The sequence below is a fragment of the Curtobacterium sp. MCLR17_034 genome (assembly GCF_003234485.1).
Taxonomy (GTDB): domain Bacteria; phylum Actinomycetota; class Actinomycetes; order Actinomycetales; family Microbacteriaceae; genus Curtobacterium; species Curtobacterium flaccumfaciens.
The window spans coordinates 360,803-387,018 of sequence record NZ_QKTH01000001.1; the positions used below are offsets into that span (position 1 = coordinate 360,803).

General features: G+C 71.1%; 21 protein-coding genes. 10 read left to right on the top strand and 11 right to left on the bottom strand.

Annotated elements, in window-relative coordinates:
- The first annotated feature begins 47 nt into the window (after window positions 1-47).
- Window positions 48-206: a hypothetical protein gene (locus DEI98_RS18460; RefSeq protein WP_155896911.1), complete on the top strand. Its 159-nt coding sequence runs from the start codon at window positions 48-50 to the stop codon at window positions 204-206.
- Window positions 207-539: 333 nt separating this feature from the next.
- On the opposite strand, the gene DEI98_RS01820 is transcribed toward DEI98_RS18460, so the two are convergent.
- The 9 genes from DEI98_RS01820 to DEI98_RS01860 all read right to left on the bottom strand — a co-directional run bounded on the left by DEI98_RS01820 (window position 540) and on the right by DEI98_RS01860 (window position 10,873).
- Complete coding sequence (locus DEI98_RS01820; RefSeq protein ID WP_111099700.1) at window positions 540-1,904, bottom strand: NAD-dependent succinate-semialdehyde dehydrogenase; 1,365 nt, start codon at window positions 1,902-1,904, stop codon at window positions 540-542.
- A gap of 22 nt (window positions 1,905-1,926) precedes the next feature.
- Entirely contained in the window at window positions 1,927-3,339 is a 1,413-nt protein-coding gene (locus DEI98_RS01825; protein WP_111099701.1) for an APC family permease, read from the bottom strand.
- Between the two features lie 132 nt (window positions 3,340-3,471).
- On the bottom strand, window positions 3,472-4,482 hold the full coding sequence (locus DEI98_RS01830; protein ID WP_111099702.1) for an agmatine/peptidylarginine deiminase: 1,011 nt from the start codon (window positions 4,480-4,482) through the stop codon (window positions 3,472-3,474).
- A complete protein-coding gene (locus DEI98_RS01835; protein ID WP_111099703.1) occupies window positions 4,479-5,513 on the bottom strand; it encodes a nitrilase-related carbon-nitrogen hydrolase in 1,035 nt (344 codons plus the stop codon). Before DEI98_RS01835 ends, DEI98_RS01830 begins: the two co-directional genes overlap by 4 nt.
- A 39-nt stretch (window positions 5,514-5,552) precedes the next feature.
- A complete protein-coding gene (locus tag DEI98_RS01840) occupies window positions 5,553-6,206 on the bottom strand; it encodes a DUF1345 domain-containing protein (protein ID WP_111099704.1) in 654 nt (217 codons plus the stop codon).
- On the bottom strand, window positions 6,203-7,570 hold the full coding sequence (locus DEI98_RS01845) for an NAD(P)/FAD-dependent oxidoreductase (protein WP_111099705.1): 1,368 nt from the start codon (window positions 7,568-7,570) through the stop codon (window positions 6,203-6,205). Before DEI98_RS01845 ends, DEI98_RS01840 begins: the two co-directional genes overlap by 4 nt.
- Window positions 7,570-8,934, bottom strand: coding sequence for an FAD-binding oxidoreductase (locus DEI98_RS01850; protein ID WP_110863663.1), 1,365 nt, complete (start codon window positions 8,932-8,934; stop codon window positions 7,570-7,572). The genes DEI98_RS01845 and DEI98_RS01850 overlap by 1 nt, the downstream gene beginning before the upstream one ends.
- A gap of 2 nt (window positions 8,935-8,936) precedes the next feature.
- Complete coding sequence (locus tag DEI98_RS01855; protein WP_111099706.1) at window positions 8,937-10,394, bottom strand: aspartate aminotransferase family protein; 1,458 nt, start codon at window positions 10,392-10,394, stop codon at window positions 8,937-8,939.
- Window positions 10,391-10,873: an Lrp/AsnC family transcriptional regulator gene (locus DEI98_RS01860; protein ID WP_035809531.1), complete on the bottom strand. Its 483-nt coding sequence runs from the start codon at window positions 10,871-10,873 to the stop codon at window positions 10,391-10,393. The genes DEI98_RS01855 and DEI98_RS01860 overlap by 4 nt, the downstream gene beginning before the upstream one ends.
- A gap of 133 nt (window positions 10,874-11,006) precedes the next feature.
- On the opposite strand from DEI98_RS01860, the gene DEI98_RS01865 reads away from it, so the two are divergent.
- From DEI98_RS01865 to DEI98_RS01885, 5 genes are read left to right on the top strand one after another with little or no spacing between them, the layout of a single operon-like run.
- On the top strand, window positions 11,007-12,461 hold the full coding sequence (locus DEI98_RS01865) for a gamma-aminobutyraldehyde dehydrogenase (protein ID WP_111099707.1): 1,455 nt from the start codon (window positions 11,007-11,009) through the stop codon (window positions 12,459-12,461).
- A gap of 30 nt (window positions 12,462-12,491) precedes the next feature.
- The gene (locus tag DEI98_RS01870) at window positions 12,492-13,673 is read left to right on the top strand and encodes an ABC transporter ATP-binding protein (protein ID WP_375334803.1); all 1,182 of its coding nucleotides are present in this window, start codon (window positions 12,492-12,494) and stop codon (window positions 13,671-13,673) included.
- The gene (locus tag DEI98_RS01875) at window positions 13,670-14,890 is read left to right on the top strand and encodes a PotD/PotF family extracellular solute-binding protein (protein ID WP_220037047.1); all 1,221 of its coding nucleotides are present in this window, start codon (window positions 13,670-13,672) and stop codon (window positions 14,888-14,890) included. Before DEI98_RS01870 ends, DEI98_RS01875 begins: the two co-directional genes overlap by 4 nt.
- Window positions 14,887-15,828 carry an ABC transporter permease gene (locus DEI98_RS01880; protein WP_146243383.1) on the top strand — a complete coding sequence of 314 codons (942 nt, stop codon included), beginning with the start codon at window positions 14,887-14,889 and terminating at the stop codon, window positions 15,826-15,828. Before DEI98_RS01875 ends, DEI98_RS01880 begins: the two co-directional genes overlap by 4 nt.
- Window positions 15,825-16,706 carry an ABC transporter permease gene (locus DEI98_RS01885; RefSeq protein ID WP_111099709.1) on the top strand — a complete coding sequence of 294 codons (882 nt, stop codon included), beginning with the start codon at window positions 15,825-15,827 and terminating at the stop codon, window positions 16,704-16,706. The genes DEI98_RS01880 and DEI98_RS01885 overlap by 4 nt, the downstream gene beginning before the upstream one ends.
- Window positions 16,707-16,721: 15 nt before the next feature.
- Here the strand turns inward: DEI98_RS01885 and DEI98_RS01890 are convergent, their stop codons facing one another.
- Complete coding sequence (locus DEI98_RS01890; protein WP_111099710.1) at window positions 16,722-18,011, bottom strand: hypothetical protein; 1,290 nt, start codon at window positions 18,009-18,011, stop codon at window positions 16,722-16,724.
- Window positions 18,008-18,724 (bottom strand): ABC transporter ATP-binding protein, encoded by a 717-nt coding sequence (locus tag DEI98_RS01895; RefSeq protein ID WP_111099711.1) that lies wholly within the window; start codon window positions 18,722-18,724, stop codon window positions 18,008-18,010. Before DEI98_RS01895 ends, DEI98_RS01890 begins: the two co-directional genes overlap by 4 nt.
- A gap of 86 nt (window positions 18,725-18,810) precedes the next feature.
- Between DEI98_RS01895 and DEI98_RS01900 the strand changes: the two genes are divergently transcribed.
- The 4 genes from DEI98_RS01900 to DEI98_RS01915 all read left to right on the top strand — a co-directional run bounded on the left by DEI98_RS01900 (window position 18,811) and on the right by DEI98_RS01915 (window position 26,196).
- Window positions 18,811-21,396, top strand: coding sequence for a carboxylate--amine ligase/circularly permuted type 2 ATP-grasp protein (locus DEI98_RS01900; RefSeq protein ID WP_111099712.1), 2,586 nt, complete (start codon window positions 18,811-18,813; stop codon window positions 21,394-21,396).
- Window positions 21,396-23,189 carry an N-acetylglutaminylglutamine amidotransferase gene (locus DEI98_RS01905; protein WP_110863657.1) on the top strand — a complete coding sequence of 598 codons (1,794 nt, stop codon included), beginning with the start codon at window positions 21,396-21,398 and terminating at the stop codon, window positions 23,187-23,189. Before DEI98_RS01900 ends, DEI98_RS01905 begins: the two co-directional genes overlap by 1 nt.
- The gene (locus DEI98_RS01910) at window positions 23,162-25,132 is read left to right on the top strand and encodes a prolyl oligopeptidase family serine peptidase (protein ID WP_258370705.1); all 1,971 of its coding nucleotides are present in this window, start codon (window positions 23,162-23,164) and stop codon (window positions 25,130-25,132) included. The genes DEI98_RS01905 and DEI98_RS01910 overlap by 28 nt, the downstream gene beginning before the upstream one ends.
- Before the next feature lie 146 nt (window positions 25,133-25,278).
- Window positions 25,279-26,196, top strand: a complete 918-nt coding sequence (locus tag DEI98_RS01915; protein ID WP_220034106.1) for a GNAT family N-acetyltransferase — start codon at window positions 25,279-25,281, stop codon at window positions 26,194-26,196.
- The last annotated feature ends 20 nt before the right edge of the window (window positions 26,197-26,216 follow it).

Here is a 26,216-nt window from a genome sequence, read left to right on the forward strand (position 1 = left end):
TGTCCAGGTACTGACGTACCCAGGCGCTCGCGCGTACCGTCCGGGCCATGAGTGACGCAGCGAACGGGTCCAGCGACCCCACCAAGGACCAGGAGCAGTACACCGAGGACCTGCCGGACGGGTCGCCCACGGGCGACGCGACGGAGGACCCGCAGCAGGACAGCGACACGGACTCCGGCGGCGAGCCCGCCGACCCGCAGCAGTAGCGGCGACCGCACGGCAGCGCGGTGGTGCGGCGGCGCGGCGGCGGGAGACGCCGGCGTGTTCGCTCGACGCCTCCACGTCAGCGAGACGCCGCCGGATCCGGCGGCGTCTCGCGCGTTCCGCGGCGTCGAAGCGTGACGACGGCGTCTTCCGGTGGCGACGTGGGAGCGGCGACCGACGAGCAGACGGGAGGCGCGGTGCCAGCTTGCACCGCGCCTCCCGTCCGTCGTGGGTCCGGCTGCAACACACCGGCGTCTTGATCGGACGCCGTCCCGTCGGCGAGACGCCGGCCGATTCGGCGGCGTCTGGCGGAGACGCCGGCGTCTCCGCGCCGGTCAGCCGATGCGGATCAGCTTCTTGTTCACGAACTCGTCGGCCCCCAGGGGGCCGAGCTCGCGGCCGAAGCCGCTGCCCTTGACGCCACCGAACGGCAGCTCCGGGCTGTCCGCGCCGACGATGTTCACGTAGACCATGCCGGCCTCGATCCGGTCGGCGACCCGGAGTGCCTGGTCGGCGTCGGTGGTGAACAGGTACGAACCGAGGCCGTACGGGGTGTCGTTGGCCAGGGCGATCGCCTCGTCCTCGTCGGCGACGCGGTACATGGTGGCGACGGGGCCGAAGAACTCCTCGCGGTAGGCGTCGTTGTCCGGCGTGACGTCGGTCAGGATCGTCGGCAGGAAGGCGTTGCCCTGGCGGTCGCCGCCCGTGACGACAGTCGCACCCTGCTCGACGGCGGACGCGAGCTGTTCCTGCAGCCGATCGGCTGCGGCCGGGGACGACAGCGGACCGAGTTCGGCACCGGGCACGCTCGGATCCGTCGGTTCGACCGCCGACATCGCCGCGGTGAACTTCGCCAGGAAGTCGTCGTACAGGCCGTCGACCACCAGGAACCGCTTCGGGGCGTTGCAGACCTGGCCGTTGCCCTCGAGCCGGGTGGTGACGGCGGACTCGACGACGGCGTCCAGGTCGTCGGTGGACAGCACGATGAAGGGGTCGGAGCCGCCGAGTTCGAGCACCACCTTCGTCAGGTTCCGGCCGGCGATCTCGGCGACCGCGGCACCGGCGCGCGCCGAACCGGTGAGCGAGACACCCTGCACGCGCGGGTCGGCGATGAAGTCGGCGACCTGGTCGTTCGTCGCGAACACGTTCGTGTAGGCCCCGGCCGGGAAGCCGGCGTCGTGGAAGATCCGCTCGATGGCCAGGGCGGACTCCGGGCACTGCGGTGCGTGCTTCAGTAGGACGGTGTTGCCGATGACCAGGTTCGGTCCGGCGAACCGGGCGATCTGGTAGGCGGGGAAGTTCCACGGCATGATGCCGAGCACGACGCCGATGGAGGCCTTGCGGATGAACGCGGACCCCTCGGACCCGTCCGCCAGGGTGATCGGCTGGTCCGCCAGGAACTCCGACGCGTGATCCGCGTAGTAGTCGTAGATGTCGGCGCAGAAGTCGACCTCGCCCTCGGCCTGGTCGATCGGCTTCGCCATCTCGCGCACGATCGTGGCGGCGAGCTCGGCGTGCCGCTCCCGGTACAGGTCCGCGACCCGGTGGAGCAGGGCTGCACGGTCGGCGACCGTCGTCGTCCGTGACCACTCGGTGTGCGTGTGGTCGGCGACTGCGACGGCATCGTGCAGCTCGGCGTCCGTGATGGTCGGGTAGGTCTCGAGGGTCGTGCCCGTGGTGGGGTCGGTGACGGCGTACATGGCGTCCTCTCGTGGTGGCCGGTCAGGCCTGGTCGGTCAGCTGCTTGTTCACACCGGTGACGGGCTGGTTCTCGTCGAAGCCCTTCGGTGCGACCCGGAAGCCCTTGGTGATGACGAGCAGGTAGACGAACCCGATCGCCGCCCACGCTCCTCCTGCTATCAGGGCGTCGGCATGGAGCTGTGACCAGAGCACCCCGGTCAGGAGCATCGCGACCCCGGGCAGCACGATGTAGCGCCAGCGGTCGCCCGCCGTGTGACGGCGCCCGTTCCGGATCGCGAAGTGCACGATCACGGTGGCGTTGACGAAGGTGAACGCGATGAGTGCGCCGAAGTTGATGTAGGCCGCGATCGTGTCGAGCGAGAAGCTCATCGCCAGCAGGGTGACCGCACCGACGAAGACCACGTTGAACACCGGGGTGTGCGTGCGGGGGTGCACGTAGCCGAAGACCCGCTTCGGCAGCACGTTGTTCCGCCCCATCACCATGAGCATGCGGGCGACGCTGGCGTGCGACGCGAGACCCGAGGCGAGTGCGGCGACGAACCCGGCCGACACCAGGACCGCCTGGAACACCGGGCCGCCGACGAGCAGGCCGATCTGGGGGAGCGGGTCGTCGGTGAACTCGCCGAACGGTGCGTTGGTGGGGAAGCGGAGCTGGGCGAAGTAGGCGGAGACCAGGAAGATCGCGCCGCCGAGCAGGACGGTCAGCATGATCGCCTTCGGCATGATGCGGATCGACTTCGCCTCTTCCGTGTACATCGTCACGGCGTCGAAGCCGATGAACGAGAAGCACACCACCGTCGCCCCGGTGAGCAGGGCAGACATCGTCACGCCGTCGTGCACGAAGGGTTCGGCGCTGACGATCGTGCCCGCACCGGCACCGTGGGTGAGCTCGATGACGGTGAAGACCACGAACGCGATCATCGCCAGGACCGCACCGATGAGCAGCACCATGTTCAGGTTCGACGTGCCGCGCATCGACAGGCAGATCACCGTCGTCACGAACACCGTGTACACGACGACGGTCACCCACGGGGGCAGCCCCGGGAACACCTGCTCCAGGTAGAGCCGGATGATCAGGGCGTTCACCATCGGCAGCAGCAGGTAGTCGAGCAGTGACGCCCAGCCGACCATGAAGCCGAGGTTCGGGTGCATCGACTCCCGGACGTACGTGTACGCGGAACCGGCCGCGGGGTAGACGCGCACCATCTTCCCGTAGCTGATCGCGGTGAGCGCCATGATGACGAGGGCGATCAGGTACGCGCTCGGCACCGCGCCGTCGGTCTGCCCGGAGACGATGCCGAAGGTGTCGAACACGACCGTCGGGGTCATGTAGCCGAGGCCGAGTCCGACGATCGCCCAGAGCCCGAGGCTCCGCTTCAGCGACCCGCCGCGCACCGGTGCTGCCGGCGCGGTGACCGCGATCGGTGATGCCATGTGACTTCCCTGCTCTTGGTGCCGGGCAGCGTCGCCCGGATCAGTTCGGAGCACCATACCGACGGGTCGGCAGTGGGCGGACCGGCCGCGGTGTACAGGTGATCGGCACCCGCTGTACACCGCGGCAGTGGTTCAGGCAACCGGTTGCTGCTGCGTGATGCAGTGCAGCCCGCCACCGCGCGCGAACACCTGTCGCGCGTCGATCGAGCGGACCCGTCGGCCCGGGTACGCCTCGGCGAGGATGCCCCTGGCGCGGTCGTCAGCGACCGGGTCGCCGAACGAGCAGGCGATCACGGCACCGTTCACCACGACGTGGTTCACGTAGTTCCAGTCCACCGGTCCACCGTCGTCCGACAGCGTCGACGGGGCCGGCAACTCGATGATCGTCGCGTCGGTCGCCTGCTCGAGCGCTCGCCGGATCTGCGGCATCACCAGGTGGTCCGGGTGGCCGCCATCCGGCTGGGCGTGCAGCAGGACCGTGCCCGGATCGGCGAAGGTCGCCACCATGTCGACGTGGCCCCGGGTGCCGAAGCCGTCGTAGTCGCGCGTCAGGCCGCGGGGCAGCCAGACCACCCGCGTGGCGCCGATCGTGCGCGCCAGCTCCAGCTCGACGCGTTCCCGGTCGGCGTACGGGTTCCGGCGCGGGTCGAGCTGCACCGTCTCCGTCACCAGGACGGTGCCGGCGCCGTCGACGTGGATCGCCCCGCCCTCGTTGACGAGCAACGACGGGATCCGCGTGGCTCCCGCAGCACCGGCGACCGTGGCGGCGACCTCAGCGTCACGCGTCCAGGTCGACCAGGAGTTCGCGCCCCAGCCGTTGAAGACCCAGTCGACGGCACCGAGTGCACCGGTCACGTCGTCGACGACGAACGTCGGGCCGATGTCGCGCATCCAGAAGTCGTCGAGCGGCGCCTCGAGCACGTCCACGTCGGACGACAGCAGGCGACCGGCATCCCCCCGTGCGACCGGGTCCACGACGACGGTCACCGGCTGGTGCTCGCTGATCGTGTTCGCCGTGGTCGCCCAGGCCAGGCGCGCGGCCTCGGCGCTCGCCGCGTCGTCGCCGAGCGTCAGGCCGGGGCGCGGGAACGCCATCCAGGTGCGTTCCTGCGGAGCCGTCTCGGGAGGCATCACCCAGGTCATGCGCGCGCCTCGCGTCCGGTGGTGGCCGGTTCCACGGCCAGGGCCGCGTCGATCGCGTCGCGTGCGCCGTACGCGTGGCGTTCCTCGTCGACGGGGTCGACGAGCCCGGCGTACAGGTCGGGTCGCCGGGTCAGGTAGAAGGGGAACAGCCGGAGCCACTCCGTCCGGGCGTCGAGGTCGAGGTCGGCGACGAGCACCACGCTCGCGTCACGGGGCGCCTCGACGAGCACGCGGCCGAACGGGTCCGAGATGAAGGACGAGCCGTAGAACGTGATGTCGCCCTCGTCGCCCCACCGGTTCGGCACGACCATGAACTGTCCGGCGGTGATGCCGTTCGCCACGATCACCCGCTGCCAGATCGGCGCGGTGTCGAAGTCGGGGAAGGTCGGTTCGGAGCCGATCGCCGTCGGGTACACGAGCACCTCGGACCCGGCGAGGCCGTAGGACCGGGCCACCTCGGGGAACCACTCGTCCCAGCAGGTCGGCAGCCCGAGGCGCGCGCCGAGTCCGGCCGGCTCGTACACCGGGAAGGCATCGTCGTCGGTCCCCGGGCGGAAGTACGTGTCCTCGTGGTAGCCGGCGCTGATCGGGATGTGGGTCTTCCGGGTCCGGCCGACCAGGGTGCCGTCGGGAGCGACGAGGACCGCGGTGTTGTAGCCGCGGGGGTCGTCGGGCTGGTCGTCGTCGCCCGGCCGCTCGTACAGCGAGGCGTGCACGAACACCCCGTGCTCGATCGCCTGGGCACGGGCGAAGGCGACGGTCGGGCCGTCCTGCAGCGACTCGGCGAGGTCCTTCGGGGTCCCGCTCGCCAGGGTGTCGCCCGGGTAGCGGCGCAGCGTGAGTTCGGGCAGGAACACCGCGGTGGCTCCGTTCGCTGCGGCGGTCGCGATGCCGTCGGCGAGCTGGGCCCGGTGCTCGTCCGGGTCGGGGAGCCACCGCATCTGCACGAGGGCGATGCGGAGGGACCGGCGGGGTGCGCCGGTGTCGGCGTGCAGCGGCGACGGGAGCGAGGGTGCGGTGACGACGTCCATGTCGCCATTGTTGATCATGCGATCAACTGGAGCAAGGCGTCAGCTGATGATGTTGACCGCGCGCGAGATGACCAACGCCAGCAGGATGAACCCACTCAGTGCCTGGTAGGCCATGATCATCTTCGCCCGGACGGTCATCGGCATCGTGTCCGTCGGGCTGAACGCCATCATGTTCGTCATCGCCACGGAGAGGTAGTCGAGGTAGACCGGCCGCCAGTCCGCGGTCTTCGGGTCGGTCTCCTGCGGGAACTGGAAGTCCGCTTCGGCAGTCGCCCACAGTTCGGGGCGCCGCCGTGCCACCGGACCCCCGCGGTCGAGTTCCCAGTAGACGAGCCCGAACACGATGATCGTGCTCACCCAGACCTGCAGCGCGGTGAGCAGCACCGCCGCACCGTCCGCGTGGCCGCCGAGCAGCTCGGTGATGGTCCGGATGACGGTGAGCTGGCTGGCGACGGTGAGCAGAGCCGCCAGTGCGAACGACAGCCACCGTGACCACGTGGTCTCGCGCGTCAGACGCCGCGGGTTGAAGACGATGAGCGGCGTGAGCAGCAGGACGCCCAGGACGGGCACCACCCACGACGGGAAGAACAGCACCTCGTCGGGCAGGAACAGGCTCAACGCCAGGTTCACCAGGACCGCGACGGCGACCGGTGCCCGGTGTTCGTGTCGCGGTCGGGTCCTCGTCGGGGTCACGGAGCGAGTGTCGCACGGGCCGACACCGGGGACAGCGGGTCGGCGAGCGAGAGCGGCTCGACCTGGGTGCCGAGCAACCGCCCGGCCACCCGCAGCCCGGACAGCAGCGCACCGTGCACCGTCGCCGGGTCGTCGCTCCAGGTGGCCTCGCCGGCGAGCTGCACCCGGCCGGACGGGGTGCCGAGCAGGTCGTGGTCGTCGGGTGACGCCCCGACGTGCAGGTACGAGTACGAGCCCCGCGAGAACGGGTCCTCGGCCCACCGGGTGATCCGGAACGCCTCGGGCTGGGGGACGGACGGGCCGAACATCTTCCGCAGCGCCGCCACCCCCTCGTCGACGACCATGGCGTCCGGCAGGGTCTCGAGCCGACGGGCTCCGGCACCACCGACCAGGGCGGCGAGCACCGGCGCACCGGTCACCCGGGACATGTCGTACCAGGAGTGCCAGTCGACGCCGGCGGACCCCTGCTGCCGGATCACCCACGAGTCGCCCCAGAACCGTGTGGGGAACCGCAGGAACACCTTGTCGTAGGTGCCCATCCCGAGCCGGTCGAGCGCTCCGGTCACCGGCGCGGACAGGGGCGGTTCGAAGACCACGTCGCCGGCCTGCAGCACCCCGAGCGGCACCGTGAGGACGACCTGCGGCGCGACGACGGTGGTGCCGTCGGCGAGCCCCATTGTCACCGAGTCGCCGGCCTGGGTCACCGACCGCACGACCGACGACAGCCGGACGTCGAGCCCCTCGGCCAGCGCGCGGGCGTACTGGGCGTAGCCGCCGGGGAACACCACCTCGTCGCCTGGGACGTGCTCCTCGTCGAGGCCGTGCGCGTCGAGGACGGTGACGGGTGCGCCGCAGAGGTCCTCGGACCGGTGGGCCGTGTACTCGCGGACGCGCGCCGCTCGGTCGCCCTCCCACCGCAGCGAGCGGAGCACGGTGTCGACGGCGGCCGCGTAGGTCGAGGGCGGGGGCGCTTGCGCGACGACGGCGTCGAGGGCCGCGTCGACGGTGTGCAGGTCCGCCACGAACGCCGACGTGTCCTCGGCGGAGAGAGCGGCGCCGGACGGGTCGTGCCACGCGATCGGCCGGCCGTCGAACTGGAAGCTGCCGACCGTGAACTCGACGGTCTCGATGCCGAACCGGGGTGCCAGGGCCCAGAGCGGGTTGCCGTCGACCCCGTGGATCCACGAGGCGCCGAGGTCGACCGGCACCCCGAGTGACGCATCGGTCCAGGTGCGCCCGCCGATCCGGTCGCGGGCCTCGAGCACGACGACCCGCTGCCCGCCGAGTGCGAGCGCCCGGGCGGCGGCGAGCCCGGCGACCCCCGCCCCGACGACCACGACGTCGGCGTCGAGACCGGCAGCCATCAGTGCCCTCCGGTCAGTGGTGCCATGAGCCGAGCGGCCAGACTCGGCCGCCCGGTCAGTGCTTCCTCGCGGTCGGCCAAGTCGGTCGCGACGAGTCCCGCGTTCGCGCCGAAGAACCGCAGCGGCTCGGGCTCCCAGTCGGGCGATCGGTGGTTCACCCACGGCAGTGCGGTCAGTGCCGTCGACTCCCCGCGCACGAGGTCGGCGAGGGTCCGTCCGGCCAGGTTCGTCGTCGACAGGCCGTCCCCGACGTACCCGCCAGCGCTGCCGACGTGTCCGTCCCAGGTCACCGAGGCGCACCAGTCGCGCGGCACCCCGAGCGGGCCGCCCCACGTGTGGGTGACCGGGGCGTCCGAGACGACCGGGAACAGGTCGACCAGGGCCTTCCGCAGGTGCTCGAAGACCCGCGGCACCCGATCGTACCCGGGCGTGATCGAGGACCCCCAGTGGTAGCGGGCTCCGCGGCCGCCGAACGCCAGCCGGTCGTCGGCCGTGCGCTGCCCGTACACGAGCAGGTGCCGGTAGTCGGAGAACGTCTGCCCGTGCTCGAGACCGATGCGTTCCCACGCGGACGCCGGCAGCGGGGCCGTCGCGATCATGAGCGAGTACAGCGGCAGGATCCGCCGCTTCGTCTGCTCCAGCTGGGCGCCGTAGCCCTCGACTGCGATCACCACGGCACCTGCCGTGACGGTGCCGCGCGACGTGACCACACGCCCGCGATCCCAGGACGAGACGGGCGTGTGCTCCGCGATCCGGACGCCACGGGCCTCCAGGGCGGCCGCGAGGCCACGCACCAACGCGGCGGGCTGCACGCGCGCGCAGTCCGGGGTCCACGCGACCCCCGCCGATCCGGCGGCGTCGCCCGCTCGCGCGGGTCGCCACGTCATGTCGTCGCCCCATGCCGCGGAGGACGCGACCTCGTCGTGGGCGGCGCGTTCCTGCACGGCGGAGCGTGCGTACAGGACGGTCCCGCCCTTCACGTAGTCGCAGTCGACCTCGGCTTCGGACGCTGCGCGGCCCACCTCGTCGACGGTGTCGCGCATGGCGGCCCGCAACGCGAGCGCGGCGTCGCGCCCGTGCTCCTCGGCGATCGCCGCGGCGGACCGCGGGAACAGCGCCGAGCACCAGCCGCCGTTGCGACCGGACGCGCCGAAGCCGGCGATCTCGCGTTCCAGGACGACGATCTGGAGGCCCGGGTCGGCCTGGTGCAGGTACCACGCGGTCCAGAGACCCGTCAGTCCACCGCCCACGATCGCGACGTCGGCCGTCGTGTCGCCGTCGAGCGGCGGCCGGGGCGTCAGGTCGTCGCGTCCGGTGGACGCGAGCTGGTCGAGCCAGAACGAGACGCCCCGGTAGCCGCTCACGGTCAGATCTTCGTCCAGGCCTCGGACAGGACACTGCGCAGGATCGACGTCATCTCGCGGAACTCCGGCTGCCCGATCGTCAGCGGTGGTGCGAGCTGCACGACGGGGTCACCGCGGTCGTCGGCCCGGCAGTACAGCCCCGCGTCGAACAGTGCCTTCGACAGGAACCCGCGCAGCAGCCGCTCGGACTCGTCGTCGTCGAAGGTCGTCTTGGTGGCCTTGTCCTTGACGAGCTCGATGCCGTAGAAGTAGCCGTCACCGCGGACGTCCCCGACGATCGGCAGGTCGAGCAGGGTGTCGAGCTCGGCGCGGAAGAGCGGGGCGTTCTGCTGCACGTTGGTGAGCAGCCCCTCTTCCTCGAAGATGTCGAGGTTCTCCATCGCGACGGCGGCCGACACCGGGTGCCCGCCGAACGTGTAGCCGTGGTAGAAGGTCGTGTCCCCCTTGGAGAACGGCTCGAACAGCCGGTCGCTGATGATCGTCGCGCCGATCGGGGAGTACCCGGAGGTCATCGCCTTGGCGCAGGTGATCATGTCCGGTACGAAGCCGTAGGTGTCGCAGGCGAACATCGTGCCGATCCGGCCGAAGGCGCAGATGACCTCGTCCGAGACGAGCAGCACGTCGTACTCGTCGCAGATCTCGCGCACCCGCTGGAAGTACCCGGGCGGCGGGGTGAAGCAGCCGCCGGAGTTCTGCACCGGCTCCAGGAACACCGCGGCGACGGTGTCGGGGCCCTCGAACTCGATCATCTCGCGGATCCGCTCCGCCGCCCAGAAGCCGAACTGCTCTTCGGTGCCCCCGGGGAAGCCCATCTCCTCGGCGCGGTACGAGTTCGTGTTCGGCACCCGGAAGCCGCCGGGGGTCAGGGGCTCGAACATCTCCTTCATCGCCGGGATGCCGGTGATCGCCAGGGCGCCCTGCGGGGTGCCGTGGTAGGCGACCGCGCGGGAGATCACCTTGTGCTTCATCGGCTTGCCCTGGAGCTTCCAGTAGTACTTCGCGAGCTTGAAGGCGGTCTCCACCGCCTCGCCGCCGCCGGTGGAGTAGAAGACCTTGTTGAGGTCACCGGGGGCGTGCTCGGCCAGCCGGTCGGCGAGCTCGATCGCCGCGGGGTGCGCGTACGACCAGATCGGGAAGAAGCTCAGCGTCTCCGCCTGCTTCGCGGCCATCTCGGCCAGGCGCTTCCGCCCGTGCCCGGCGGCGACGACGAACAGGCCGGACAGCCCGTCGATGTACTCCTTGCCGTGGCTGTCGTAGACGTGGTGGCCCTCGCCGCGCACCATGATCGGCACGTCGGCGCCGGCCTGGTTCGCGCCGTGCCGGGCGAAGTGCATCCACAGGTGGTCCCGGGACTTCCGCTGCAGGTCGGCGTCGTCGACCGGTGCGAACGGGTCGTAGGAGTGGAGGCGGGCGGCCGGGCCCGTCGTGGTCCGGCCTGTGGCCTGTTCGGAGATGGTCATCGCGTTCCCCAGTCGTAGAGCTGTTTGCGGAGTTGCAGGTAGACGAAGGTCTCGGTGCCGGCGACGCCCGGGATGGCCCGGATGGTGCCGTTGAGCAGTTCGATCAGGTCGTCGTCGTCCTCGCACACGACCTCGACCATCAGGTCGAAGCTGCCGGCGGTCATCACGAGGTAGTCGACCGCCGGCAGCTGCTCCAGGGCATCGGCGACGGTTCGGGTGTCGCCGCTGACCCGGATGCCGATCATCGCCTGGCGGTGGAAGCCCAGTTGCATCGGGTCGGTGACCGCGACGATCTGCATGACGCCGGTCTCGGTCAGCTTCTGCACACGCTGCCGGACCGCCGCTTCACTGAGACCGACGGCCTTGCCGATCTCGCCGTACGGGCGGCGCCCGTCCGCCTGGAGTTGTTCGATGATCCGCTTCGAGGTGTCGTCGATCGGTCCCGGACGTCGTGGTGCTGCCGCCATGCCGGACAGCATGGCAGCGAGGTTCGGGGTGCGCAAGGGATTCCGTTGTGAACTCCGTGTTTCGCGACGATTTCCGTTGTTACAGTTCTCCACAACCTCCGGATCCTTCTTCCGCACCGCCGGAATCCGTGTCAGTATCACCGCCATGCTGGACGCACAGAGCACGGCGACGGCGGACACCGACACCCGGGTCCTGCGGAACTTCGTCGGGGGCGCCTCCGTCGAGTCGACCGCCGACACCACGTTCGACCTGGTCGACCCGACCGACGAGCACGTCTACGGCACGTCCCCGGTGTCCACCCCCGCCGACGTCGACGCCGCCTTCGGTGCGGCCGCGACCGCGTTCGAGACCTGGCGCCGCACCACCCCCGGCGAACGGCAGCTCGCCCTGTTCCGGATCGCCGACGCGATGGAGCAGCGGGCGTCGGAGTTCGCCGACCTCGAGTCGCTCGACACCGGGAAGCCCCGCGCCACCCTGGTCGAGGACGAGATCCTGCTGTCCGTCGACCAGATCCGCTTCTTTGCCGGGGCCGCCCGGAACCTCGAGGGCCGGAGCGCCGGCGAGTACCTGGCCGACCACACCTCGTTCGTCCGGCGTGAACCCATCGGTGTCGTCGCCCAGGTCACCCCGTGGAACTACCCGCTCAACATGGCGGTGTGGAAGTTCGCGCCGGCGCTCGCGGCGGGGAACACCACCGTGCTCAAGCCGAGCGACACGACACCCCTGTCGACCCTGCTGCTCGCCGAGGTCGCCGCCGAGTTCCTGCCGCCGGGGGTCCTGAACGTCGTCGTGGGGGACCGCACCACCGGCGCCGCGATGATCGACCACCCGACCCCGCAGCTCGTGTCCATCACCGGCTCCGTCCGCGCCGGCATGGAAGTCGCCCGTGCCGCCGCCGGTGACCTCAAGCGCACCCACCTGGAGCTCGGCGGCAAGGCACCCGTGATCGTGTTCGACGACGCCGACATCCCCTCGGCGGTGGCCGGGATCGTCGCCGCCGGGTTCTGCAACGCCGGACAGGACTGCACCGCCGCCACCCGGCTGCTCGTGCAACAGGGCATCCACGACGAGTTCGTCGCAGCGCTCACAGCAGAGGCACGCGTCAACGCGAGAACCGGGTCGGACGGTTCCTACGGTCCCGTCAACAACGCGAACCAGCTCGCGCACGTGCAGTCGTTCCTGGACACGCTGCCCGACCACGCGACGATCGAGCTCGGCGGCGCACGACAGGGTGACCGCGGGTACTTCCACGAGGCCACGATCGTCGCCGGCCTGCGCCAGGACGACCGTGCCGTGCAGCAGGAGATCTTCGGCCCGGTGCAGACCGTGCAGCGGTTCTCGACGGAACAGCAGGCCCTGACGTGGGCGAACGGCGTCGAGTACGGCCTGGCGAGTTCGGTGTGGACGACCGACCACACGCGTGCCATGCGCTTCGCCCGCGACCTGGACTTCGGCTGCGTGTGGATCAACACGCACATCCCGATCGTCGCCGAGATGCCGCACGGCGGGTTCAAGCACTCCGGCTACGGCAAGGACCTGTCGCAGTACGGCTTCGACGACTACACCCGCATCAAGCACGTCATGTCCTACATCGGCTGAGGCCGACCACCCCCTGGAGGCACCATGGCAATGACCGGAACGTTCGCCGAATCGGGAGCCGATCTCCGGCTCGACCAGATCACGAAGTCCTTCCCCGGCCACACCGCGGTGGACAGCCTCGACCTGACGGTGCCCGCCGGCTCGTTCTTCGCGTTGCTCGGCCCGTCGGGCTGCGGCAAGACGACGACCCTGCGGCTCGTCGCCGGGCTCGAGGAACCCACGAGCGGCACCATCACCATCGGCGGCCAGGACGTCACCGACACGAAGCCGTACCAGCGGCCCGTCAACACGGTGTTCCAGAACTACGCGCTCTTCCCGCACATGAGCGTGCTCGACAACGTCGCGTTCGGGCTGAAGCGGCGCCGGATCCCGGACCCGATGACGAAGGCCACGGAAGCGCTCCGGCTGGTCGAGCTCGAGGGGTCGGCGTCGAAGCGGCCCGCCCAGCTCTCCGGCGGCATGCAGCAGCGCGTCGCCCTGGCCCGCGCGATCGTGAACCGGCCGGCCCTGCTGCTGCTCGACGAGCCCCTCGGCGCCCTCGACCTGAAGCTCCGCCACCAGATGCAGCTCGAGCTGAAGACGATCCAGGCCGAGGTCGGGCTCACGTTCTTGCACGTCACCCACGACCAGGAAGAGGCGATGACGATGGCGGACACGGTCGCCGTCATGAACGGCGGTCGGATCGAGCAGATGGGCAGCCCGCAGGACCTGTACGAGCTGCCGCGCACGGCCTTCGTCGCGAACTTCCTCGGCCAGTCGAACCTGCTCGAGGGCGAGGTGCGCGGCACCGATGCCGGCCTGCTCGTCGTCGCGACCGCGGCCGGTTCGGTCGCCGTGCCGGCCGACCGAGCCGTCGCCACGACCGGTCGCGTCGTCGTCGGCGTCCGGCCCGAGAAGCTCAAGATCCGCACCGCCGAACCGACCCCCGAGGCCGGACGGAACATCCTCGGCCCGGGTCGCGTCGTGGACGTCTCGTTCTCCGGCGTCAGCACCCAGTACCTGGTCGACGTGCCGGGTGCCGGTCGCGTCTCGGTGTTCGCGCAGAACTCGAAGGGCGGGCCGCGGATCGCGACCGGTACCGAGGTCTGGCTCACGTGGGGCGTCGACCACGGTTTCGGTCTGGAGGCGCACCCCGCGTCCGACGCGACCGTCACCACCCAGGACGACCCGGGCCTCCAGAGCGTCCCCGCCACGGCAGGATCGCTCGCGTGACCGGCGCGGTGCCCGGTCCGGACCTGCTGCGCGGGCTGACGTCGGCCCGCGTCAGCCGACGCGGCCTGCTGGCCGGCGGCGGGGCCGCCGCGCTGGCCGCCCTGCTCACCGGGTGCAGCATCAAGGGCTCCGCGGCCGCCGGCGCCGAGGACACCGTCGACTGGGCGGCGTTCTGGAAGGACGCGAAGGCGACCGGCACCCTGAACTTCGCGAACTGGCCGCTGTACATCGACTCCGACCACGGCAAGTCCGAGTCCCTGGCGCTGTTCAAGAAGGAGACCGGCATCGCGGTCGACTACCAGGCGGTGATCCAGGACAACGCGACCTTCTACGCGACCGCCTCACCGATCCTGCGGGCGCACGGTGCGACCGGCTACGACCTCGTCGTCATGACGAACGGGTTCGAGCTGACCCAGATGATCAAGAACGGGTTCGTGTGCGAGCTCGACCACTCGCGGTTGCCGAACTTCGCCGCGAACGCCTCGGATTCCGTGAAGGACCCCATCTACGACCCGGGCAACAAGCACTCCGTCGTGTGGCAGACCGGGTTCACCGGGCTCGCCTACAACCCGAAGTACACCGGGCGGAAGATCACCTCGCTCAAGGACCTGCAGGACCCGGCGTTCAAGGGCCGCATCGGGCTGATGAGCGACAACACCGAACTCGGGTCGCTCGGACTGCTCGCGCTCGGCATCGACCCGGAGACCTCGACGCCCGCCGACTGGCGGAAGGCCCAGGCCTGGCTGCGCGAACTGCGGCCGAGCGTCACCGGCTTCTACGACCAGAGCTACATCAACCGGTTGGAGAACGGCGACACCTGGATCACCCAGGCGTGGTCGGGCGACGTGTTCCAGGCGCAGCAGTCCGGGTTCCCCGACCTGGAGTTCGTCACGCCGGAAGAGGGGCAGATGACCTGGCACGACAACATGCTCATCCCACGGCAGGCCGAGAACCCGGTGTCGGCGCTCGAGTGGATGAACTTCTACTACACGCCGAAGATCGCCGGGATCGTCGAGGACTGGGTCAACTACGTCTGCCCGGTGCCCGCTGCCGAGGACTACGTGCGGGACGAACTCGACGACGCCACCGTGGCGGACAGCCCGCTCGTGTTCCCCTCTGCCGACGTGCTGGAGCAGTCGCACGAGTTCCGTGTGTTCGAGAACTACGACGAGTACTCGGAGTGGAACGGCATCTTCAACGCGGTGGTGCAGTCGTGAGCGCGGTCGGAGTGGCACCGGGGCTCGGTCCCGGTGGTTCCGCCGGTCCTTCCGGTTCCGCGCCGGTGCGGCGGGGACGCCGTCGGAGCACGCCGTTCTTCCTGGCGCTCGTCGGCACCGCGTACCTCTGCGTGTTCTTCGTCATCCCTCTGGTGTCCGGGCTGATCGTCTCGCTCATGACCGGCAACCCGGACGACGGCTACACGTTCACCTGGAACTTCGGGATCTACGGCTCGCTGTTCGTCGACCCGCAGGTGCCCTACCTGACGTTCCTGCTCCGGTCGCTCTGGTACGGCGCCGCCGCCACGATCGCCTGCATCATCGTCGGGTACCCGGTGGCGTACTTCATCGCGTTCCGGGTGTCCCCGCGGTGGAAGAACCCGCTGCTCATGCTCGTGTTCATCAGCTTCCTGGTGTCGTTCATCATCCGGACCGACATGTGGGCGTTCGTGCTCGCGTCGCAGGGGCCGGTCGTCACCTTCTTGCAGGGGGTCGGGCTCGCCGGCAAGGACTTCCACATCCTCGGCACCGGCGGCGCGGTGATCTTCGGCGACGCCTACAACGACCTGGCCTTCATGGTGCTGCCGATCTACGCCGCCCTCGAGCGCATCGACCCCCGGCTCGGCGAGGCCGCCAACGACCTGTACGCCGGCAAGTTCCGGGCGTTCTGGCACACCACGCTCCCGCTGTCCCGCTCGGGCATCTTCGCCGGGGTCCTGCTCGTCTTCATCGACAGCGTCGGCGACCCGGTGAACTCGGCCCTGCTCGGCGGCACGAACACGTACACGATCGGTCAGGCGATCCAGGACGCCTACTCCGGCAACCAGCAGTACAACGTCGCCGCGGCCCTGTCGACCGTGCTCATGGTCGTGCTCGGCATCATCCTGTTCATCTACGCCCGCGTCTCCGGCACCGACGACCTCGAGGACCTCGTATGACCGCCGTCGCACCGTCCCCTTCCGCCGCCGCCGCTCCGGCCTCGCCCGTGACCGGTTCCGTCGCCGGCCGTCCGCGTCGTCACGGCGTGAACCGCCGCGGGCCCTGGCTCGCCATCGTGTACTGGGTGACGATCGCGATCACCCTGGTGCCGATCGTCTACATGATCGTGTACTCGTTCAACGACGCCCCCACCAACCGGCTGTCGTTCGCCTGGAACGGGTTCACGACCTACTGGTACGCGAACCTGGTGAACGTGTCCGGGCTCGGAGCCGCCTTCGTCACGTCGGTCGTCGTCGCGTTCCTCGCCGCGGTCATCTCCGTCGCGATCGGGCTGCCCCTCGCGCTGGCCCTGGAGCGGTACCGGTTCCCGGGTCGCGGTGTCGTGAACACCGTCGTGTTCGCCGACATCGCGGCCCCGTCGATCGTCGTCGGTTCCGCGTCGCTCTCGTTCTTCCTGTCGGTGGGGCTCGGCACCGGGTTCCTGACCGTGCTCATCACGCACGTGGCGTTCGACGTCGCCTACGTGGTCGTGGTGCTGCGGGCTCGGATCGCGGGGACCTCGCGGGCGCTCGAAGAGGCCGCGGGTGACCTCGGGGCGACGCCGTTCCAGGCCTTCCGGCTCGTCACCCTGCCGCTGCTGGCGCCGGGCATGCTCGCCGCGGGGCTGCTCGCACTCGCGATGTCGATCGACGACTACGTGATCACCTCGTTCGTCGCCGGACCCGCGGTCACCTTCCCGCTGTTCGTCTACGGGGCTGCGAAGGCCGGGATGCCGCCGCAGGTGCTGTGCTTCGGGACGCTCGTGTTCGCGGTGGGGCTGCTCGTCGCGCTGCTGAACGGGGCGCTCAACCGGCGGCTGGCGCGCACGCGGGGGTAGGGCCTCGCGCTGGGCTCAGACTCCGGTGTCGACGAGTTGTGGGCCCAACGGTCGGCGCCGAGCCTGCAGGACCGGTGCGGTCGTCGCCACCACCATGATGACGAGTCCGACGGCGACCACGAACGGAACGGGACGAAGCGGATCCGTCCAACTCGTCAGGGCCGCTGGGATGGTCGCGATCGCGAGTGGTACTGCGATGAGCGCCGCGGTGACGACCACCGCGACGGCTTCCAGTACCGCAGCGACGAGCCCCGTCCGGAAGGTCCCGCCAGCGGCGACGAGCAGGGCAACGCCCCGTCGTCGGCCCATCGTGGTCATCACCACGGTGGCAGCACCGGTGAAGAGGACGATCAGGACCGGGCCGCCGAAGATGGCGAGGCCGCCCAGGTAGTACGCGGGCGAGTCCCAGACGCCCGCCAGGCCGGTGAGTGAGCCCAGCAGCATCGCCACCGCGAGCAGTGCGATCGCCGAGTGGCTCCGCGCGACGTGGTACCTCAGCGACTCGCGCGCGAGGAACCACGCCGCCGGAGCCCCGGGGAGCACCGCGGTCCACGCCGACACGAGCGCTCGGCAGGACCAGGGTGCGACCGTGATCACGAACCCCATCGCGGGCACGAGGAAGAGCATCGTGACGCCTCGCGCGCCGAGCAGCGTCAGCGCGTACATCGTGACGGTGACGCCTCCGAGCACCCAGGCGGTGGTCTTCCGGCCGCGGCTGGGACGGGCGGGCTCGGATTCGGGCTCACGGACGGCGTCCAGGGCGGGGGTCGTCGACGCCGAACGTGCAGCCCCGAGTGCGCTGAGGAACACCACGAGCTCGAACACCACGAAGGCGGTGACTGCCTCGAGCACGCCGAGGCGCGGATCGAGGGCTGGCGCACCGGGGTTCCGGAGGGGCGCCGAGAGGAAGGCCATCAGGCTCCGGAGTGTGAGAGGCATCAGCGCGAGGGCGGTTCCGAACGCGACGAGGGACAACGTGACCGCCTGGGCGAGCACGACCCGGCGGATCAGCGCAGGCCCGAGACCGCCGAACTGCCACAGCGCGTACGTCCGGCGCTGGACGCGGATCGCGAACGTCACGAGCACGTTGAGTGCGCCGATGACCACGATGGCGTTCATCGCTCCGAAGACCATCGCGTGGTTGCGCAGGCCGGCTGCGTCGACGGTGTCGGTGATCCCAGCGGCGGTCGAGACGTCACCCGCGCAGACGAGCGCGACGACGGCGGTCAAGACCATGACGACGAACGTCGAGGTCCAGAGCCGCCAAGCCCGGACGACCTCGGCGAGGACGAGACGTGTGATCACCGGGACACCGCCTCGAGGATCTCCGGCACCGAGGGAGTGACGAGCTCCCGGTGCAGGCGTCCGTCGCGCAGGACGAGCACGCGGTCGCCGAGTGCCGCGGCCTCGAGGTCGTGCGTGACCATCACGACCGAACGCGACCCCGTGGCCGCCGCCCGCAGGAGTTCGAGCACGCGTGCTCCGGACTCGGTGTCCAGGGCGCCGGTCGGTTCGTCGGCGAACACGACGTCCGGCTGGGTGACGATGGTGCGGGCGATCGCCACGCGCTGCTGCTGACCGCCGGAGAGCTGGCCGGGGCGGTTCTGGGCGAACGCGCCGAGACCGACCGCTTCGAGGGCGTTCCGGACGACCACGCGATCGACCGACCCGGTCACGAGCCGGAGCGGCAGCGCCACGTTCTCGAACGCGGTCAGGGCGGGGATGAGGTTGTACGACTGGAACACGAACCCCAGGTGGTCGCGTCGGAAGGCGGCCAGCGAGTCGCCCCGGAGGGTTGCGAGGTCGGTGCCGTCGATCCGGACGGTGCCACTGGTCGGCGAGTCCAGCCCGGACAGACACTGCAGGAGCGTCGACTTGCCGGAGCCGCTCGGACCGACGACGGTCACGAACTCGCCGCGGCCGACGTTCACGGAGACGTCTTCGAGGACGGTCGCGTCATGGCCTGCTGCGCTGCGGAACCGCCGCGTCAGCGCCGATGTCTCAAGGAGGGGAGTCATCACACCAATATATGACATATGTTACGAGCGTGAGTCGGCCGGAGCGGCGGCGGACGCGCCACAGGGCACACGCGTAGGTTCCAGCCATGAGTGCAGAGCTGACGCTCGGCGCCGAGGAAGAGCTGCACCTCATCGACCTCGAGTCCGGCCGACTTTCCGCGAAGGCCCCGCGCCTTCTGCCCAAACTGCCCACCGACCGCTTCGGCGCGGAGCTGCAGCGCACGACGATCGAGACGAACACCCCGGTGGTGCGGACCCTCGACGACCTGCGGCGGGTGATCGTCGACCTGCGCAGTGAGCTCAGTGCCGCGATCGCCCCGGCCGGCGTCACGATCGCGGCCGTCGGCACCGCGCCGAGGTCGGAGTACGCCGACTTCGAGCTGAGCTCCGGCGGTCGGTACGGCCGGATGCAGGAGCAGTACCGGATGCTCGTCGACGAACAGCTCATCTGCGGCCTGCAGGTGCACGTCGGGGTGAGCGACCGCGACCTGGCGGTGCTGATCGCCCAGCGGGTGGCGCCGGTGCTCCCGGTACTGCTCGCCCTGAGCGCGTCGAGTCCGTTCTGGAACGGGCAGGACACCGGGTACGCCTCGTTCCGCAGCATCATCTGGCAGCGGTGGCCGTCGGCCGGCAGCTTCGGTCCGGTGGAGGACGCCGCCGAGTACGACCGGGTGCTCGACGACCTGATCGCCTCGGGCGTGATCGCCGACAAGAAGATGGCCTACTTCGACGTGCGGCCGTCGTCGCACGCACCGACGCTCGAGCTGCGGGTCTGCGACGCGACCCCGGTGGTGGACGACGCCGTGCTCATCGCCGGACTCTTCCGCGCCGCCGTACGCAAGGCGGAGAAGTCGGTCGTGTCGGGCGCCGAGTGGCACCCGCGCAGTGAACCCCTGCACCGTGCAGCGATGTGGCAGGCCGCCCGCTCCGGGTTGAGCGGGGAACTCGTCGGCCTCGGGCAGCACCCCGAACGGCTGCCCGCCGAGGTCGCGGTGCGCCAGCTCGTGTCCCGCCTGCGTCCGGAGCTCGAGGAGCTCGGCGACTGGGGGACGGTGACGGAGCTGCTCGACGCGACCCTGGCCCGTGGCAACTCCACCGACCGGCAGCGCACCGCCTACGCCGAGCGCGGGGAGATGGACGACGTCGTCGCCCTGGTGGTGGAGGACACCGCGGGGCTCCCGTCCGGACGCGACGAGGACCCGGTGGTCCCGATCCCCGGGTACCGCGTCCGTGCCGGTGACGAGGCGGTCGGCCCCGGGGCGCGCCCCCGTCCGGCGTTCCGTGACCTGGCGGCCTTCTTCGACGGCTGGGACGCCGAGACCGCGATCGAGCGCTGCACCGCCCGCGACGTCTGGACGCGCGAGCACCACGTCGGCTTCGTGGTGGACGGCGGAGCGCAGGAGTTCGGCTGCGACCTGGTGCCCCGGACGATCAGCGCGTACGAGTGGTCGCAGCTCGAGCGTGGCCTGGGGCAGCGTGCCCGCGCGATCGAGCTGTTCCTGCGTGACGCGTACGGCGACCGGCGGATCGTGGCCGACGGCGTGCTGGACGCGGACCACTTCGTCGGCGCGAAGGGCTGGGACCCGGACGCCACCCGGCTGCCGGCGACCGCCGTCCGTGCGCCGGTGCTCGGGTTCGACCTGGTGCGCAACGAGTTCGGCGGCTGGCGGGTGCTCGAGGACAACGTCCGCTCGCCCTCGGGCGTCGCGTACGGCATCGCCCTGCGCGAGCTGATGGACGACGTCGTGCCGGACGCCCCACGGCCGGCGCACCTGCGCGACCCGCACGGCGTGACCGACCGGCTGCGCCGGACCCTCTGCGCGAACACCACCGCGGTGACGGGCGCGACGGACCCCGTGATCGCGCTGGTCAGCGACGGCCCCGCCGCCGGCGCGTGGTTCGAGCACCGCAGGCTGGCCGACGGGGCCGGGTTGCGCCTCCTGTCCGGGTCGGACCTGGACGTCCGTGACGGACGCGTGGTCGACGCGACGACGGGTGACGTGCTCGACGGGCTGTACCTGCGGATCGACCGCGACGTCAGCGCGCTGACGGCGGAGCACGCTCCCGACCTCGGTGCGCGGATCCTCGACGCGGCGGAGGCAGGACGGGTCTACCTGGCGAACGCGCCGGGCAACGCGCTGGTCGACGACAAGGCGATGTACGTCACCGTGCCGGACCTGATCTGGTACTACCTGGACGAGAAACCCCTGCTGGCATCGGTGCCGACGTACCGCACGAGCATCGAGGTCGAACGGCTGTCGGTCCTGGACCGCGTCGGGGAACTCGTCACGAAGCCGGTCGACGGCGAGGGCGGCCGCGGGGTCCTGATCGGACCGAGCGCGAGCGCCCCCGAGGTGGCCGAGCGACGGCGCGAGATCGCGGCCGACCCCGCCGGGTGGGTGGGGCAGGAGGTGGTGCAGCTGTCCTCGCACCCGACGATCGGACCGGCCGGACTCGACCCGCGGCACGTGGACCTGCGGGCCTTCGTGTACGCGACGGGGACCGGACCGGACGACGTGCACCTGGCCGACGTGGCCCTGACGCGCGTCGCGCCCGAGGGCAGCATGGTCGTCAACTCGTCGCAGGGCGGCGGCGCGAAGGACACGTGGATCGTCGGGAACGCCCCGGCGGACACCGACTCCGCCCCGGCGGACACCGAGGGAGAGCGCTGATGTGTGGACTCGCGGGTGAGATCCGGTTCGACGGCCGAGCGCCGGACGTCGGGGCGGTCGCCCGGATGACCGGCTGCATGACGCACCGCGGCCCGGACGGCGACGGCCTGTGGGCTCGCGGCCCGGTCGCCCTGGGGCACCGACGGCTGTCCATCGTCGACCTGTCCACTGCGGGCGCGCAGCCGATGGTGTTGGCCGAGGCCGGGCTGACGATCGCCTACAACGGGATGGTCTACAACTACCGGCAACTCCGCGACGAGCTGCACGGCAAGGGGCACCGGTTCGCGTCGACGTCGGACACCGAGGTGATCGCCCTGGCGTACGCCGAGTGGGGCACCGCGTTCGTCGACCACCTGATCGGGATGTTCGCCATCGCCATCTGGGAGCACGCCAGCGGTCGGCTGGTCCTGGCCCGGGACCGGCTCGGTATCAAGCCGCTCTACGTCGCGCCCGTCCCCGGCGGGCTCCGGTTCGCTTCGTCACTACCCGCGATCCTTGCGGGAGACGGTGGGTCGGGCATCGACACGTCCATCGACCCCGTCGCCTTCGCCTCGTACATGAGCTTCCACTCCATCGTCCCCGCACCCCGCACGATCCTGGCCGGCGTCGGCAAGCTCCCGCCCGCGACCGTCCGCGTGATCGACCCCGACGGCACCACGCACGACACCGTCTACTGGGAGCCGCGCTTCGAGCGTGACCCCGCCCGGGCCGACTGGTCCGAGCGGGACTGGGAGCAGGCGTTCATCGGCTCGCTCCGCACCGCCGTCGAGCGCCGGATGGTCGCCGACGTCCCGGTCGGGGTGCTGCTCTCCGGCGGGATCGACTCGTCGCTCGTGGTCGGGCTGCTCGCCGAGGCCGGGCAGCAGGACCTCGCCACGTTCAGCATCGGGTTCGAGGCAGCCGGCGGTGAGTCCGGCGACGAGTTCGAGTACTCCGACCAGGTCGCGAAGCACTTCGGCACCGACCACCACCGCATCCACATCCCCTCGTCGCGGCTGCTCGACGGCATCGACGGTGCGGTCGCCGCCATGAGCGAGCCGATGGTCAGCCACGACTGCGTCGCCTTCTACCTGCTGTCACAGGAGGTCTCGCAGCACGTCAAGGTGGTGCAGTCCGGCCAGGGTGCCGACGAGGTGCTCGCCGGCTACGACTGGTACCCGCCGCTCGCCGACGTCCCGCGCGACCAGGCCGCCGAGGCCTACCGCTCCGTGTTCATGGACCGCCGGTGGCCGGCGCTGCAGGGCCTGCTCGGGGAGCGGTGGAAGAGCGACGACGACACCCCGTCGGCGTTCGTGGACCGCCAGTTCGCACGGCCGGGCGCGGAGACGAGCGTGGATGCCGCGCTCCGCAGCGACACCACGATCATGCTCGTCGACGACCCGGTGAAGCGGGTCGACAACATGACGATGGCGTGGGGGCTCGAGGCCCGCGTGCCCTTCCTGGACCACGAGTTCGTCGAGCTCGCCGCCGCGATCCCGCCGTCGATGAAGCTCACCGACGGCGGCAAGGGCGTGATGAAGCGCGCCTCGCGCGGGATCGTCCCCGACGCCGTCATCGACCGCAGCAAGGGCTCGTTCCCGGTCCCCGCCATCCGGCAACTCGAGGGCCCGTACCTGGAGCGCGTCCGCGACGCGCTGCACGCACCCGAGGCGCGGGAGCGCGGGCTCTTCGACCCCGCCACCGTCGAGCGGATGCTGCAGGACCCGAACAGCACCAGGACCGCGATCGGCGCGAACGCGCTCTGGCAGCTCGGCCTGATCGAGATGTGGCTGCAGCAGCAGGGGGTGCGGTGATCGTGGGTTCCGTCCGGCCTGGAGGCGCGCAGGGCGTCGCGTCGTCGGCCATCGTCGAGCCGTCGGTCACCACCAGGGCCGCGGCCGACCTGGGTGCGCGGCTCACCGCCGCCTGGGGATCGTGGGGACCGACCATGACCCGGAACGCCCGGCGCGTGGCGTTCGTGAGCGACCGGCACGACACCCCCGAGGTCTTCGTGCAGGACGTCGTCGTCGGCGACGAGCTGCCTGAGCCGGTGCGGATCGCACTGTCCGACGACCCGGTGATCCGGGTGTCGTGGTCGTCCGACGGGGAGTGGCTCGCCGTCGCCATCGCGACCGACGGCGGCGTGAAGCAGCAGGTCTGGGTGGTGCGGCCGGACGGCTCCGACGCCGCGCAGATCGCCGGCTCGCGGTACCAGCACGCCGAACTCGGACCGTGGAGCCGCAGCGGCCACCGGGTCGTCATCACCCTGCCCTCGACCGAGCCCGAGCAGCCCGCCCGTGCGTACCTGGTCGACCCGGTCACCGGGGACCGCGACGACCTGGCCGTGGGGGAACTCATCCACATCCTCGACCTGTCGGTGGAGGAACGGCTCGTCGTGCTGAGCGACGGCCAGCGCGGCCAGGAGTTCGTGGTCGTCGTCGACCGGCTGACCGACGAGAGCCACGCCCTGTTCGCCGACGACCCCGACGGGTCCGCCGAGATCGCGTTCCTGCGGCCCTCGCCCGCGAGCGAGACCAGTCCGCTCGTCGCCTACGTCGCCACCGAGGCCGGACTGCCCCGCCGCGGACTCGTCGCGCAGCCGGTCGGCCCGCACGGCTGGCGCGGCACACCCCGGCGGATCGTCGAGCGCGACGACGCCGAGCTCGAGTACCTGGACGCCGACGACGCCGGCCGCACGCTGCTGCTCGTCTGGAACGTCGACGGCCGGAGCGAACTCGACCTCATCAACACGCACGACGCCTCGCGTACCCCGGTGCCGGACCTGCCCGGGTACGTCGTCACCGACCCCGTGCTCAGCCGTGACGGCCGGAGCGTGCTGCTCGCCGTCGAGGGGCCGACCCGTCCGCGCGAACTGTGGCGGCTCGACACGAACGCGCTGACCTGGAGCCGGGTCACCGACGTCCCGGTGCTGCCGGACGTGCAGTTGGTCGAGCCGACGCTCGAGCGGTTCGCCGCCCGCGACGGACTGGAGCTGACCGGGTGGCTGTACCGGGCCGTGGAGCCGACCACGTCGGCAGCGGGCGCCGACCCTGGTGCTGGTGCCGTGCCTCCCGGCCGCGCAGCGCTCGTCCACCTGCACGGCGGACCGGAGTCGCAGGAGCGACCCACGTTCTCGCCGCAGCACCAGGCGCTCGCCGCCGCCGGGGTGACCGTGTTCGCGCCGAACATCCGCGGGTCCTCCGGGTACGGCCACGAGTTCGTGCACGCCGACGACCTGGCGCTGCGGTGGAACGCGCTCGCCGACGTCGTCGACTGCGCGCGGTTCCTGGTGACCAACGGGTACGCCGAACGGTCCCGCGTCGCCGTCGAGGGGCGCTCCTACGGCGGGTACGCGACATTGGCGTCGTTGGCGTTCACGCCCGAGGTGTTCGCGGCCGGGGTCGCGGTGTGCGGGATGAGCGACTTCGCGACCTTCTACCGGGACACCGAACCGTGGATCGCGGCCGCTGCCGCCACGAAGTACGGGCACCCCGTCGAGGACGAGGCCCTGCTCGCGGCACTGTCACCGATGCGCGCGATCGACGACGTCACGGCGCCGCTGCTCGTCGTGCACGGGGAGCTCGACACGAACGTGCCGATCGGTGAGGCGCACCAGGTGGTCGCGGCGCTGCGGGAGCGGGCGCACGACGTGGAGTACCTGGAGCTCGAGGGCGAGGGGCACGAGTACCGGCGGGCGGCGTCGCAGGCGCTGCTCGTGCGGCGGATGGTCGAGTTCGTGGCGGCGCGGCTGGGGTAGGTGGGGGCGGGTCTGGTTTTCCGTGGTGCGAGGTTGCACGCCCGGTGCGAGGTTGTTTCCTCGCACCGGGTGGTCAACTTCGCACCGTGCCGTCACCGGGTGCAACGATGCGCCGACGGCGCTCGCCGCGGGCGGAGAATGGTGGGATGACGACGACTGCGCCGACCTCGACCGCGCTTCCCCGACCCGGAGAGGTCCTCGTGGCCTCGGCAGCGGACGTCGAGCAGGTCGTCCACCGTGCCACGAACCACTACGCCTCCGGTGTCGTCGCGGACACCGCCGGGTGGGCGGACGGCGATCGACGGCAGATCGAGGACCTCGGGTTCCGCGGCGGAGACTCCCGCGGCGAAGCGCTCCGGACCCTCGACCTGACCATCGCCGACGACGGCACCCCGACGCGCATGCTCGACGCGCCCGCGATGGCCGCGCTGAACAGCCAACACGCGCGGTTCGCCGAGCGGCGCGGCGACGTCGTCCGCTACCAGACCGACGTGTCGGTGTGGACGGGGATCCCCGCACAGCCGACCGCGCAGGACTGGGCGGACGTCCGGGCGCTGCTCGGGTCGGGCGGGATGCTCGGCGTCGGTGCGGCTGCCGTCCTGCCCGAGGGGTGGGAGCTCGTCGAGGGTGCCGGCGGCGTGCAGCTGACCGGCGAGGCGATCGAGGGTGCGCCGGACGACGAAGCCGTTGTGCTGACGCCCGACGACGTGCCGGAGATGACCGCCCTGGTGGAGCGGACGAAGCCGGGGCCGTTCCTGCCGCGCACGATCGAGCTCGGCACGTACCTGGGCATCCGGCGGGACGGACGGCTCGTGGCGATGGCGGGGGAGCGCCTGCACCCGCCGGGGTGGACCGAGATCAGCGCGGTGTGCACGGACGAGGCGTACCGGGGGCAGGGGTTCGGTCGGCGGCTCGTGCTCGCCGTCGCGCACGGGATCCGCGAGCGGGGCGAGACCCCGCTGATGCACGCGGCCGCCGGGAACACCGGGGCGATCGGGCTGTACCAGCACCTCGGCTTCCGGTTGCGGGACCGTGGGGCGCCGCGGTTCGTGCGGGTGCCGTGAGCTGCGTCCTGGTCTGACGG

Coding starts and splice junctions, on each gene's coding strand:
- DEI98_RS18460 (WP_155896911.1), top strand. CDS start 48: ATGAGTGACGCAGCGAACGGGTCCAGCGACCCCACCAAGGACCAGGAG.
- DEI98_RS01820 (WP_111099700.1), bottom strand. CDS start 1,904: ATGTACGCCGTCACCGACCCCACCACGGGCACGACCCTCGAGACCTAC.
- DEI98_RS01825 (WP_111099701.1), bottom strand. CDS start 3,339: ATGGCATCACCGATCGCGGTCACCGCGCCGGCAGCACCGGTGCGCGGC.
- DEI98_RS01830 (WP_111099702.1), bottom strand. CDS start 4,482: ATGACCTGGGTGATGCCTCCCGAGACGGCTCCGCAGGAACGCACCTGG.
- DEI98_RS01835 (WP_111099703.1), bottom strand. CDS start 5,513: ATGGACGTCGTCACCGCACCCTCGCTCCCGTCGCCGCTGCACGCCGAC.
- DEI98_RS01845 (WP_111099705.1), bottom strand. CDS start 7,570: ATGGCTGCCGGTCTCGACGCCGACGTCGTGGTCGTCGGGGCGGGGGTC.
- DEI98_RS01855 (WP_111099706.1), bottom strand. CDS start 10,394: ATGACCATCTCCGAACAGGCCACAGGCCGGACCACGACGGGCCCGGCC.
- DEI98_RS01860 (WP_035809531.1), bottom strand. CDS start 10,873: ATGCTGTCCGGCATGGCGGCAGCACCACGACGTCCGGGACCGATCGAC.
- DEI98_RS01865 (WP_111099707.1), top strand. CDS start 11,007: ATGCTGGACGCACAGAGCACGGCGACGGCGGACACCGACACCCGGGTC.
- DEI98_RS01870 (WP_375334803.1), top strand. CDS start 12,492: ATGACCGGAACGTTCGCCGAATCGGGAGCCGATCTCCGGCTCGACCAG.
- DEI98_RS01885 (WP_111099709.1), top strand. CDS start 15,825: ATGACCGCCGTCGCACCGTCCCCTTCCGCCGCCGCCGCTCCGGCCTCG.
- DEI98_RS01895 (WP_111099711.1), bottom strand. CDS start 18,724: ATGACTCCCCTCCTTGAGACATCGGCGCTGACGCGGCGGTTCCGCAGC.
- DEI98_RS01900 (WP_111099712.1), top strand. CDS start 18,811: ATGAGTGCAGAGCTGACGCTCGGCGCCGAGGAAGAGCTGCACCTCATC.
- DEI98_RS01905 (WP_110863657.1), top strand. CDS start 21,396: ATGTGTGGACTCGCGGGTGAGATCCGGTTCGACGGCCGAGCGCCGGAC.
- DEI98_RS01915 (WP_220034106.1), top strand. CDS start 25,279: ATGACGACGACTGCGCCGACCTCGACCGCGCTTCCCCGACCCGGAGAG.